The organism is Rhizobium terricola, assembly GCF_012927355.1.
Classification (GTDB): domain Bacteria; phylum Pseudomonadota; class Alphaproteobacteria; order Rhizobiales; family Rhizobiaceae; genus Allorhizobium; species Allorhizobium terricola.
In genome coordinates, this window is record NZ_JABBGK010000001.1 from 1405902 (window position 1) to 1418195 (window position 12294).

The 12294-nt window shown below is 61.8% G+C and carries 11 protein-coding genes and 1 tRNA gene; 6 read left to right on the top strand and 6 right to left on the bottom strand.

All coding sequences use genetic code 11. The features are described from left to right. Positions 1 to 12 precede the first annotated feature (12 nt). Positions 13 to 1017, top strand: a complete 1005-nt coding sequence (locus HHL25_RS06700) for a LacI family DNA-binding transcriptional regulator (RefSeq protein ID WP_169588439.1) — start codon at positions 13 to 15, stop codon at positions 1015 to 1017. A gap of 42 nt (positions 1018 to 1059) precedes the next feature. On the opposite strand, the gene HHL25_RS06705 is transcribed toward HHL25_RS06700, so the two are convergent. Next, a complete protein-coding gene (locus HHL25_RS06705) occupies positions 1060 to 1980 on the bottom strand; it encodes a LysR substrate-binding domain-containing protein (protein ID WP_169588441.1) in 921 nt (306 codons plus the stop codon). 134 nt (positions 1981 to 2114) lie between these two features. Here HHL25_RS06705 and HHL25_RS06710 point away from each other — a divergent pair, with 134 nt between their 5' ends. Both HHL25_RS06710 and HHL25_RS06715 read left to right on the top strand, forming a co-directional pair. Further along, positions 2115 to 3251 carry a TauD/TfdA family dioxygenase gene (locus tag HHL25_RS06710; protein ID WP_169588443.1) on the top strand — a complete coding sequence of 379 codons (1137 nt, stop codon included), beginning with the start codon at positions 2115 to 2117 and terminating at the stop codon, positions 3249 to 3251. Further along, a complete protein-coding gene (locus HHL25_RS06715; protein WP_169588445.1) occupies positions 3248 to 4009 on the top strand; it encodes a class II aldolase/adducin family protein in 762 nt (253 codons plus the stop codon). Before HHL25_RS06710 ends, HHL25_RS06715 begins: the two co-directional genes overlap by 4 nt. 128 nt (positions 4010 to 4137) lie before the next feature. On the opposite strand, the gene HHL25_RS06720 is transcribed toward HHL25_RS06715, so the two are convergent. The 5 genes from HHL25_RS06720 to HHL25_RS06740 all read right to left on the bottom strand — a co-directional run bounded on the left by HHL25_RS06720 (position 4138) and on the right by HHL25_RS06740 (position 9487). After that, positions 4138 to 5601, bottom strand: a complete 1464-nt coding sequence (locus tag HHL25_RS06720; protein WP_169588447.1) for an autotransporter outer membrane beta-barrel domain-containing protein — start codon at positions 5599 to 5601, stop codon at positions 4138 to 4140. Positions 5602 to 5893: 292 nt separating this feature from the next. Then, complete coding sequence (gene tig, locus HHL25_RS06725; RefSeq protein WP_169588449.1) at positions 5894 to 7354, bottom strand: trigger factor; 1461 nt, start codon at positions 7352 to 7354, stop codon at positions 5894 to 5896. A 186-nt stretch (positions 7355 to 7540) separates the two neighbouring features. Next, positions 7541 to 7625: transfer RNA gene (locus tag HHL25_RS06730), tRNA-Leu, on the bottom strand. 165 nt (positions 7626 to 7790) lie between these two features. Next, entirely contained in the window at positions 7791 to 8387 is a 597-nt protein-coding gene (locus tag HHL25_RS06735; RefSeq protein WP_169588451.1) for a GDYXXLXY domain-containing protein, read from the bottom strand. Next, positions 8384 to 9487, bottom strand: a complete 1104-nt coding sequence (locus HHL25_RS06740; protein WP_169588453.1) for a DUF2157 domain-containing protein — start codon at positions 9485 to 9487, stop codon at positions 8384 to 8386. Before HHL25_RS06740 ends, HHL25_RS06735 begins: the two co-directional genes overlap by 4 nt. A gap of 674 nt (positions 9488 to 10161) precedes the next feature. Between HHL25_RS06740 and HHL25_RS06745 the strand changes: the two genes are divergently transcribed. The 3 genes from HHL25_RS06745 to trmFO all read left to right on the top strand — a co-directional run bounded on the left by HHL25_RS06745 (position 10162) and on the right by trmFO (position 12271). After that, positions 10162 to 10308 (top strand): DUF1127 domain-containing protein, encoded by a 147-nt coding sequence (locus HHL25_RS06745; RefSeq protein WP_115670237.1) that lies wholly within the window; start codon positions 10162 to 10164, stop codon positions 10306 to 10308. Positions 10309 to 10568: 260 nt separating this feature from the next. Beyond that, complete coding sequence (locus HHL25_RS06750) at positions 10569 to 10712, top strand: DUF1127 domain-containing protein (RefSeq protein ID WP_169588455.1); 144 nt, start codon at positions 10569 to 10571, stop codon at positions 10710 to 10712. Between the two features lie 149 nt (positions 10713 to 10861). Then, complete coding sequence (gene trmFO / locus HHL25_RS06755) at positions 10862 to 12271, top strand: methylenetetrahydrofolate--tRNA-(uracil(54)-C(5))-methyltransferase (FADH(2)-oxidizing) TrmFO (protein WP_169588457.1); 1410 nt, start codon at positions 10862 to 10864, stop codon at positions 12269 to 12271. Positions 12272 to 12294: the final 23 nt, after the last annotated feature.

Here is a 12294-nt window from a genome sequence, read left to right on the forward strand (position 1 = left end):
CAGGAGAATGGGATGGCAAGGATCACGTTGAAGGACGTCTCCGAGGCGGCAGGCGTCGGTACGGCGACGGTGGAACGGGTGCTCAACGGGCGTGGCGGCGTGCGACCCACGACCGCGGAAAAGGTGCTGCTCGCGGCCAAGCGCCTCGGCTATCGTCGCGCCCTGCCCGACACGCATCGCGGGATCCTGCGCATCGAGGTCATCCTGGTCCGGCCGGAGACCAGCTTCTATTCACGACTCAATCACGCTTTCGAACGGATCGCGGCGTTGCTCGACAAGAGCATCACGGTACACCGGACATTTGCCCGCGAAAACGACCCCGTTGAATTCGCCCATTATATCGCCCATCCGAAAGCGCATCGTTCGGCGCTGATCGTCGTGGCGCCCGACCATCCCGACGTCGTGCAGAGCGTCCGGGCGGCCGCCGATCTCGGCATTCCGGTGGTGCAGATCATGACGCGGCCGGCGCCGGAACTGCCCTATGTCGGCATCGACAACTATGCGGCCGGCCGAACGGCCGGGCTGTTCATGGCGCACATGCTGTCCGGAAAAGCCGGGTCTTTCGTCGCCCTGTGCCACAGCGGCGCCTACGAAAATCACCGGGAACGGGTTCGCGGTTTCTCCGACTACCTCGCTGCGCACGAGGATCGGCGGCAGAGCTTCACCGAGGTGATGTTCGACTTCGACGACGAGATGAAGACGATGGAACTGCTGAGCGGGGCACTCGCGCGGGATCCGGAGATCATCGGCGTCTATTCCGCCGGCGGCGACAATCGCGCCGTCGCTTCGGTCCTGCGCCAGCCCGGACGCAGACCGGTCGTCTGGGTGGGACACGAACTGACCGAGCAGACCCGCAGCGCCCTTGCCGACGGGACCATGTCGATCGTCATCGACCAGGCGCCGGAGGTCCAAGCGCGCCGTTCGATCGACCTGACGCTCAGCCAACTCGGCCTGATCGAGGTCGAGACCGCAGCCGAACCGGTCCGCTTCCTGACCGTGACGGCGGAGAACCTGTGAAACGCCCGCCCTGCACGTCGGCGCGACACAGCGCTTTCGCGCTCAGGCAGGCGGTGACGTCGTCGGCTCCCCGGACGCCCGCGTCTGGCCGATGATCCACTCGATCAGCACATGGCGGGCCGGCTTTGCCTCGCGGCGCTCGGGAATGACCAAATAGAAGGCTTCCTTCGGGCGGAGCGGCGCCCCGCCGATCGCGACGAGCCGTCCTTCCCGTACGAGATCGCCGGTGTTGGATTCCCAGCCCAGCATCACTCCCTGGCCCGAGAGCGCGGCCTGGGTGGCCTGTACATAGTTGGTGAAGTAGCGGCCCAGCACACGATTTTCCGGCAGGCCGTTCAGATCGAGATAGTCCTTCCACGTCAGCCAGCTCCTGTCGTCGCTGCGGACATGGAGCAGCGTTGCTGCTTGCAGGCCGCCCTCGCCCTCGAGCTGCGCGGCCAGCTTCGGGCTGCAGACCGGAACGACCTTTTCGTCGAACAGCTTCACGACCTCCCCGTCCGTCCACTCGCCTCGCCCGTAGCGGATCAGCAGATCGGCGCCCGACAGGATCTCAGGCCCGCCGATCGTCGTCATCACGTTCACCGCGATGTCGGGATGGGCGTTATAAAAATCGGCGAGCCGCGGCATCAGCCAATAGGTCGCGGTGCCGACGGTGCAGGCGATCGTCACGGAGCTTTCGATCCCGTTCTGCAACGCGCGGATCTGCGCGACCGCCTCGGCGATCCGCCCCAGTCCCTCGGAAACGCCGGCCTGCAGGATCCGACCTGCCTCGGTCAGCGTTGCTGGCCGGCTGGTTCGATCGAGCAGCTTCAGGCCGACGAAATCCTCGAGCGAGCGCAAGGCTTGGCTGACCGCCGGCTGGGTCACATTAAGCTGGTTTGCCGCCTTCTGGACGCTGCCGGTGCGCAGCACCGCCTCGAAGACCGTCAGCAGGCGCAGGGGCGGCAGGATGCGTTCGGCCATTTCATAACTCTCAGCTTATACTAACCAAAGGCTTTTCGATCTTTGAAATAACAAACGTCAGCTCTATCGTCCAGAAATCGGCCTCGCGGCCAGACTATGCCGAAACAGAACATAAGATCAAAGAGGGTAATCACATGGACACCGGCGTCCTCAATTCATCGCGCGTCACCCTGCAGGAAAAGGGCCTGGAGGTCGCGCTGCCCGATCGCGGGGCGACCTATTTCAACTACTACTGGCTGCGCGACAACTGCCCGACTTCGTTCGACAGCGCGACCCGCGAAAGACAGTTCGACATCTTCCACCTGTCCCAGCCGCCCCGGCCGGCCAATGCGAGCGTCGAGGGCGACAAACTGGTGGTTTCCTGGGCCAACGAGAATCATGTTTCGCAGTATCCGCTCACCATGCTGGCAAGCTATGCGGACGGGACACATCGCCCGGATCCCGCCGACCTGCCGCGCAAGGCCTGGTTCAGCGACCACTACCCGAGCATTGCGCGCTTCTCGCAGCCGGAGCTGATGAAGAGCCCCGAAAAGGTCGCCGAATGGATCAAGGCGATGATCGTCGAGGGTCTGACCATCGTCACCGACATGCCCGACAGCAATGAGGGCCTGACCGAAACCGTCAAGCTGATGGGGCATGTGCGCTCGACCTTCTTCGGCGAGTTCTTCGACGTGCGCACCTATATCAACCCGACAAACACCGCCTACACGGCCAAGGCGCTCGAACTGCACACCGACACGCCGGCGGAGGAGCATGCCCCGGGCATCCAGTTCCTGCACTGCCGCGCCAATTCGGTCGAGGGCGGTCTCAGCATCTATTCCGACGGCGTGGCGGTCGCCAACGACTTCCGCAAGATCGACCCCGAAGGCTTCCGGCTCCTGTCGGAAATCGACATTCCCTTCTATTGCGAACACGACACCTATGACATGCGCTCGCGCCAGCGGGTGATCGAGCTCGACAAGCATGGCGAAGTGTCCGGTCTGACGATCAGCCAGCACATGGCCGACATCTTCGATCTGCCGCAGACCGTGCTCGACGACTATTATCCGGCCTTCTGCCGCTTCGGGAAGATGCTGCAGGACGACAAGTACATGATGCGCTTCCTGATGAAGGCCGGCGAATGCATGGTTTTCGACAATCACCGCATCGTGCACGGGCGCCTCGCCTATTCCGCCACCAGCGGCGACCGCTACCTGCGCGGCTGCTATGCCGACCGCGAGGAGATGCGTTCGACCTATCGGGCGTTGACGACGGAAGGACGGTTCAAATGAACATGCAGGTGCTTTCCCGCGACCTCACCGGCGACGAAGTGCAGCAGCTCCGCATCGACCTTGCCGCGGCCTTCCGGCTGACCGTCGAGTTCGGCTGGCACGAATCGGTCAGCAACCACTTCAGCGCCGCGGTCTCGGCCGACGGCAAGAAGTTCCTGATGAACCCAAAGTGGAAACATTTCGGGTCGATCAAGGCGAGCGACCTGCTGCTGCTCGACGCGGACGATCCGGACGTGATGAAGCGTCCGGATGCGCCCGATCCGTCGGCCTGGACCGTGCATGGAACGATCCATCGCGAGCGACCCTCCGTGCGGGTCCTGCTGCATTGCCATCCGCCCTATTCGACGGCGCTGTCGACGCTGAAAGATCCGTCGCTGAAGCCGCTCGACAACAACACGGCCCGCTTCTATGGCGGCGTCGGCATCGATCTCGGCTTCGGGGGCATTGCCGACGAAGCCGAGGAAGGCCTGCGCCTCGCCCGGTCGCTCGGCAATCACAAGACCCTGCTGATGGGCAATCACGGTGTCTCCTGCTCCGGCGATACCGTGGCGGAAGCCTTCGAGGATCTCTACTTCTTCGAGAAAGCGGCGACCACCATGATGCTCGCCTATGCCTCCGGCCAGCCGCTCAACGTGCTTTCCGACGAAGTCGCGCAGAAGACGGCAGAAGGCTGGCACGCCTATCGTGGCATGTCCTACGCCCATTTCGACTATCTGAAATCGACGCTCGACAAGAAGGACCCGTCCTACAAGGACTGACGCAAGCCTCGGGAAAAGAGGTCGCCGGACCTAGCGACCGAGTGATCGAAATGGCGCTTCCTGTTTCGCGAAGACAAAACGCCCCCGCACAGAATGTGCGGGGGCGTTTTGTCTTTCCAGGCAGAGGATCAGAACGCGACTGCGAGCGAGCCCTTGACACCGAAGCTCGTCAGATCGGCGCCAAACAGGCCCGTCTTGCTGACCTCGAGACTGGTGCTCACGCCCCCCTTGCGCGCACTGACACCGATCGTGACATCGGCCGAGAGGACATCCGGTCGGTAAACGTCACCCGTCGTCAGCACGACACCGTCCGGCCGGTCATACATCCAGTTGCCGTCAAGACGGATGAAGGACGTGATCGGAACGTCGCCCAAAGCGAAGTCATAGGAAAACTCGCTGGAGACCGTCATCTTACCCAGATCGAAGTCGTTCTTTTCGACGGCAAGACCTGAACTGTCGGTGTAGGAATCCTGCCACTCGTGTGCGTAGACAGTGCGGATGCCAGGCGTGAAGGTCACCTCGCCGAGCGCAACATCTCCACTCAGCCCCGCAGACACGAACAGACGTCGTGCGTCGAAGTCACCGGAGATCGCACCGCTGTTGCGCGTCAAGTCATAGCTCAGCTTCGAATAGCCAAACGATGCATCGAAGATCACGCTGTTCGCAATGTCGTAGCCGATGTAGGGCGCAATGCCGATCTCGGTCGCATCGAGACTTCCGTCGTTGAAATCGAGGTCGAGATCAGAACGGCTTCCGAGAGCGGAGAGGCCCACCAGGAAGTCCTCGTTGAACTTGTAGTCGCCGCCGAAGCTAAAATCCAGGATGTTGCCATCGAAGGAGCCGCCCGTGACGCTTTGCTCAAGATGGCTGAACCCAATCGACGACCAGAATGCGAACCGATCCGTCGAGACCTGTTCGAGCGCATTGTTCGCCATTGCGTTCACGACCCCCGCAGCCGTGTTCATGGCGATCCCGGCGCTGGCGGAAGGTGCATACTGCAGGGCGGAATTGCTCGACGAGGCACCCGACGTCGAACTCGACGGCGAAGCAGACGACGAATGTCCGCCCAGGCGGTTTCTGACCACGTTGCCGATCTTCGTCGCGTGCATGGTCGTCGTTTCGAGCGCGAGCACCGAACCGACGTACTCCATTGCCTGTTGCGGGTCATCGGCAATAGTGCCAGCCGCCGGCGTCCCGGACGATGCACCAGAACAGGTCAGCGCGAGGTTTGTGATGGTGCCGGGGCCGCTGTAATCCGTGTCAAAAATGCCCAGCTTCGAAATTCCGCCAGCGGGAACCGTGAAACTGTAGGAGAAGGAACCTGCGGAGATTCCGTACTTGGGTACGCCCACGATCGAATCCTGAGCCCCCGTGGAGAACTCCCACGTTGCCGAGGCGGAAGAACCGGAAACCGTTATGACCTCACCTTCGTCGAGCGGAGACGTCGTGATCGGGTAATATGGCCCGTAGGTAGCGCTCGCGTCGGAGTATCCGTTAACCGCCGTGCATCCCGCGGACATGGCGTAGGCCTCGTTGGCCAACCCGACAAAACCGAATCCGAACAACAGCAGTGAAGTAAAACTATTTCTCATCATGCTTCCCAACAACCGTGAATCACGTCACGCCTTGGTGTTAGCAAGAATTTTTGAGATACCGCCACAAGACAAGTTTCAAAAGCCCGACCATTTTTGGGTCGCGAGGAGTATCGATACTAGACGATATCTATCTTTCGCCAATTAAGAGGGTGGTGGATAAGGGCCGGCATCAAGGCAAAGATCCACATTCATGGAAAAACTCACAGGAACGCCCAAGCCGGAGTCCCTCTCACAACAAAAAAAGGCCGCCCGGTGGGCGGCCTTTTCGTATGCGATCTTCTCTTGAAGATTATTCGGCGTCGCCTTCGGCGGCCTTCTTCTTCGGAGCAGCCTTCTTCTTCGGAGCGGCCTCTTCGCCTTCAGCAGCGGCCTTCTTCTTGGCGGAGGCCTTCTTGGCCGGCTTGTCTTCGCCGTCCTCGTCGTCAGCGAGCAGCTCGTCCTTGGAGACCTTCTTGTCGGTCACGGAGATTTCGGAGAGCAGTTTGTCGATGACCTTCTCTTCGAAGATCGGAGCGCGGAGCGAAGCGGAAGCGCCGGGGGTGTTGCGGAAGAAGTCGAGGATCTGCTTCTCCTGGCCCGGGAACTGCTGCAGCTGGGCGAAGAGCGCGCGCTGCATTTCGTCGTCCGACACTTCGACGCCGGCCTTTTCGCCGATTTCCGAGAGGACGAGGCCGAGACGGACGCGGCGCTCGGCGAGCGTGCGGTACTCGTTGCGGGCTTCTTCTTCGGTGGTGTCTTCGTCAGCGAAGGTCTTGCCGGACTGGGCGAGATCGGTGTTGATCTGGCGCCAGATGTTGTCGAACTCGGCGTCGACGAGCTTCGACGGGCTGTCGAACTTGTAGAGAGCGTCCAGCTGGTCGAGGATCTGACGCTTGACCTTCTGGCGGGTGACGTTGCCGTACTGGCTCTCGATCTGGCCGCGAACGATTTCCTTCAGCTTGTCGACCGATTCGACGCCGAGCTTGGAAGCGAGTTCGTCGTTGATCTCGACGGCAGCCGGGGCTGCAACGTCCTTGACGGTGATGTCGAAGGTGGCTTCCTTGCCGGCAAGGTTTGCAGCCGGGTAGTCAGCCGGGAAGGTCACGGTGATGACCTTCTCGTCGCCGGCCTTGAGGCCAACCAGCTGGTCTTCGAAGCCCGGGATGAAGCGGTTCGAACCGATGACCAGTTCGGCATCCTCGTCCTTGCCGCCGTCGAAGGCGACGCCGTCGACCTTGCCGAGGTAGTCCATGGTGACGCGGTCGCCTTCAGCGGCCTTGCCCTTCTTCGTTTCGTAGGTGCGGGCGCTTTCGGCGATCTTCTCGATCTGCTCGTTGACTTCCTCGTCCGACACTTCGACGACTTCGCGGACAACCTTGATGCCGTCGACCGGCTTCAGTTCGATCGCCGGAATGATCTCGTAGGAGAAGCTGAATTCGAGGTCAGCCTGAGCGGACAGGATCTTTTCGGCTTCGGCCTCGTCCTCGGTCATGGCGATTTCCGGCTGGGTTGCCGACTTTTCGCCGCGCTCCGAAAGGATCGCGCTCGGCTTCTCGCGGATGATCTCGTTGACCAGCTCGGCCATGATCGACTTGCCGTACATCTTCTTCAGGTGGCCGACCGGCACCTTGCCCGGACGGAAACCGTTGATGCGGACCTTGTCCTTGGCGTCGGCCAGGCGCTCGTTCATGCGAGCTTCCATGTCCTTGGCCGGAATGACGACCTTGATTTCGCGCTTCAGCCCTTCAGCGAGCGTTTCGATAACCTGCATCTTCTTACCTTCATGTCGTGGCGGCCGTGCTCGGACAGCCGGTTGTTTCACTGAGCACGACGCCGGAATCTCAATTGTTCCCGGACGTGGCTGCGTCGCAATCCTCAAGCATTCTGCCTGGCAAAACGGTGAAAGGAGTGGCGGGATGGTCACCCGGTCCGTCTCGCACCGACCCGCTCGGCAATCTGGTGCGGGTAGAGAGACTTGAACTCCCACGCCTTGCGGCACCAGAACCTAAATCTGGCGTGTCTACCAATTTCACCATACCCGCGTCCCAAGAAAACGCATGCAGCCCTTGCGCATGCCCCCTCCGGAGCGCGCGTCTCTATATCACCCGTTTTCCCTCACGCAAAGGAAAAATGACAGCCATCCCGCGCCGTCCGGCGGGAATTTCCGCGGGGACTTGTCGCGATGCTTCGGCATTCCGGCCAAGGCTTCAATAGAGCGGTTCGGCATAGAGTGCCTTGCCGTCCATCCGGAGTTCACGGATCTGAGCCTTGCCGTTCGAACCGACCCGAACCGCGACCGTCAGCACGCCTTCGTTGCGGGCCATCTCGATATCGCGCCCCTCGCCTTCCGGCACGTAATAGCGTTCGATGCCGTAGTCGACACGCAGCTCGCCGTTGTCGGCGGCATCCGGCATTGCGTAGTAGCGGAAGCGCTGGGTGGTGAGAACGACGCTCCCCTCTTCGGGCGCCAGCTCGCCGAAGGACGCTTCCGCCACGGTCCAGAATCCGTCCGTGCCGGGCTTCAGCCGGACCTGCATGGTCTGCCAGCCGCTTTCGGCCGGACGTTGCCCGGTCACCAGCGCCGCGGGGATCGCCGAGACGTCATAGGACAGGATCACATAGTCGCCCCGGAACAGATCACGCGGATCGACAGGTGCGGTCTTCAGCAGGATCTCGGCGCCGGAGCGCAGGACGCTTGCCCGCGACTCGATCATCCAGCCGAGAATACCCGTCTGAAGGATGACAAGCCCAAGAGCGATGGCCAGATAACGAAGGGCGCCGGGTCGGGCAGCTTGATTGGTCATGGCGTCGTCTCCCCTGCACGCTTGGCAAACAGTTTCTCGAGCTTGACGACGATGCCCGCCAGTACGGCCACGACAAGGCCGGCCAGCAGGAAGAAGGTCGACGTGCCGAGAATGGAATCGATGGTCACGTAGGACAGATAGAGAACCTCGACGGCAAAGGCGCCATAGGCCAGGAAGCGCACGGCGCCGTTGTCCCGCCCCTCGAGCGCCAGCGCGACGAGGGCAAGCGCAATGGTCGTCACCGCCAGGACGGCAAGCGGCAGACCTTCCTGCCACTCGGCGTGGAGGAGTGCGAGACCGATCAGGGCGAGCACCAATGCATAGAAGGCGAAGGCGGGTTCATGACGGCGCAGGAACACCGCGACCGGAGAAACCGGCAAGGTCGCAACCACGAAGGCAAGCGAACCGGCAATGACGAAGGCAATCGCCACCTCGATGTCGGTCGACAGCGAATAGATCCAGCAGAACCAGCCGATGAACAACAGATAGATGCAATGGCGGGCGCGGTCGGCGCCTGTCCAGACGCTGAGTACGCCGATCACCACGCCGGCCAGGACCGGCCACCAGGAATAGAGCCCGTGCCACTCCGCGTCGAACTGGTCGAGGAAAGCCGCAGCAACAGCGAAGGAAAGCAGCCCGGCCATGACGGTCAGCGCCTGCGAGCGGAAGGCGGCGGCCGAGAGCGCCGTCATGGCGAACCACAGCAGCATGGCGTCAAAGGCATCGCCCGAAAGGTGGTAGAGCTGGCCGATGAGCGCGATAGCCCCCCCGAAGCTCGCCGCACCAAGCAGGAGCAAGGCCCCGGCCAGCCGATCGGCACCCCGGGAGAACATCACGGCAGCCAAAAGGTAGAAGACCCATATGAGGGCAATGATGCCACCGACCTTAACGAGGCGCGGGATGGCCTCCCAGTTGGCGGCGACGAGCAGCAGGATCGAGGCGGCGATCAGCACCGCGGCCAGCACCATCAGCACGCCGCCGATGCTGAACGAGGATCGACGCGAATCGACATCCTTCAGCAGCGCATCGGCAACCGTCTGACTTATCAGGCGCTTTTCGACCCAGATTTCCAGGTCCCGTTTCAGTCTGCCCCGATACATGAATGCACCACTCCCCTCATCCGACGCGGCCAAAGGACGCGCACCGGCCTTTCATCGGCGACATTCTTGATCCGAGTGCGCAAAAAAGACAATGAGGTCAGCCGGATAGACCCGTTTTTCGTCACGTTCCGGGCGCCCATGCAAGACGCGCATGGCTTCCATGATGATATTGCACTGCACAAGATCGCGAATTTCGCTATAGTCACTTTCAACGAAGCACGAACGAAATGAATTTGTTTTGGCTTCAGGCGGCTTCCGCCACATAGAGCTTCGATCCTGCACGCTCCTCCTCCCAGTGCAGGATCGAACTGACCGACGACACTCCTCCTCCCAGTCGTTGGTCTCCCAAAATGACGCTCACCGGATCCTCCTCCCCCGGTGAGCGTTATTTTTTTGGCCTCCTGCCAAATCTTCCCCGACGAACGCCTCCTCTTCGCCGACTGGAGCTGATTTTGCGCTCTGCACACATGCCGCGCAGACACCCGCCCGAGGATCAGGCGACTGCCGCAAATTGCGTCAGTTTACCGCAGGTTAACCATCGCCCCATGCGTAGCTCGCATAGGTGTCATACGAGATCATCACTACAAGTTTTTCGCACCGCAGCATATATTACGATCATCGAATTCAGGCAGGCACCACCTCCCAGGTTGCCGCGGAAAGAAAGAGGCAAGACCATGAACATCGCTCGCTCGCTCAACAATTGGCGCAAGTACCGTCAGACGGTCACCGAACTCGGCCGCATGTCGGACCGCGAACTTCGTGACCTCGGCATCGGCCGCGAAGACATCCGCCGCGTCGCACGGCACGCTGTCGCCGGCTGATCCGGTTCAGCTCAGACCTTCTGAAAGGCCTCCCTTCGGGGAGGCCTTTTTCGTTGCGACCACGGCAAACGCCCTGTTCTGCACCGAATGCCCGCTTTTTGAGCTTCGCCCAAACAATCACCAGACCCTCGCACATTTGCATAGCAGTCGCTCATTATTTGCACTGCACAATCTTGTTTTACGAGCGTATAAAGCGGTCAATCGCTGATGTGGAGAGAACCACAAGATCGGCGCACAAGATTTGACCCGAGGAAACGACCATGAACCCGATCCGCATTGCAAAGAACTGGATGAGCTACCGCCGCACGCTGGCCGAACTGGGCAACCTGTCCAACCAGGCCCTCTCCGACATCGGCATCACCCGTTACGAAATCCGCAACATCGCTTCGCGCTCCTTCCGCTAATAGCGGACGTCGAGCAGCAAAGTTTGGAGACGGCACCTTCGGGTGCCGTTTTTGATTCCGGCCATACGCAACGATCCCGCCCCTCTCGCCGGGCCGACGGGTGCCATAAATGATTGGCCGGCGGGCCTGCTCATGCTAATGAGCCGCCCATGACGAAAATCTCCACATCCCCCATCCACGTTGTCGGCGGCGGGCTCGCCGGCTCGGAAGCCGCCTGGCAGATCGCACAGGCCGGCGTCCCGGTCATCCTCCACGAGATGCGCGGCGTGCGCGGCACGGATGCGCACAAGACCGACGGCCTTGCCGAGCTCGTGTGCTCGAACTCGTTCCGGTCGGACGACGCGACATCGAATGCGGTCGGCGTGATCCATGCGGAAATGCGCCTCGCCGGTTCGCTGATCATGGCCTGCGCCGACAAGCATCAGGTCCCGGCCGGCGGCGCGCTTGCGGTCGATCGCGACGGCTTTTCCGATGCCGTCAGCGCGGCCATCGACGGTCATCCGCTGATCACCGTGGTCCGCGAGGAAGTGACGGGGCTTCCGCCGAAGGAATGGGGCCTTTCCGTCATAGCGACCGGCCCGCTGACATCGCCGGATCTTGCCGAATCCATTCGCGCCGAAACCGGCGAGGATGCGCTCGCCTTCTTCGACGCCATCGCCCCGATCATCCATCGCGATTCGATCAACATGGATGTCTGCTGGTACCAGTCCCGCTACGACAAGGTGGGGCCGGGCGGCACCGGCAAGGACTACATCAACTGCCCGATGGACGAGGCGCAGTACAATGCCTTCATCGACGCCCTGATTGCCGGCGACACCGTCGGCTTCAAGGAATGGGAAGGCACCCCCTATTTCGACGGCTGCCTGCCGATCGAGGTCATGGCCGAACGGGGCCGCGAGACTTTGCGCCATGGACCTATGAAGCCGATGGGCCTGACCAACGCGCACAATCCGACGGTCAAGGCCTATGCGGTCGTGCAGCTCAGGCAGGACAACGCGCTCGGCACCCTCTACAACATGGTCGGATTCCAGACGAAGCTGCGCTACGGCGCCCAGTCGGAGATCTTCAAGATGATCCCCGGCCTGGAGAACGCGGAATTTGCCCGGCTGGGCGGCCTGCACCGCAACACCTACATCAATTCACCGGTGCTGCTTGACCCGTCGCTGCAGCTCAAGAGCCGGCCGGGCCTGCGTTTCGCCGGCCAGATCACCGGCTGCGAAGGCTATGTGGAAAGTGCGTCGATCGGCCTGCTCGCCGGCCGCTTCGCCGCAGCCGATAGCAAGGGCGAGGACGTTCGCCTGCCGCCTGCAACGACGGCACTCGGCTCGCTCCTCAACCACATCACCGGCGGCCACCTCGTCAGTGACGAGGAGCCGGGCAAGCGCTCCTTCCAGCCGATGAACATCAATTTCGGCCTGTTTCCGGAGCTTGCTCCCGGTTCGATCGTCAAGCCGGAGGGTATCAAGCGCTTCCGTGGCAAGGACAAGACGATCATGAAGCGCCAGCTGATGGCCGAACGGGCGCTCTCCGATTGCCGGACGTGGCTCGACCTCGCCTGAACGGGTACCCCGCCTGACGACGC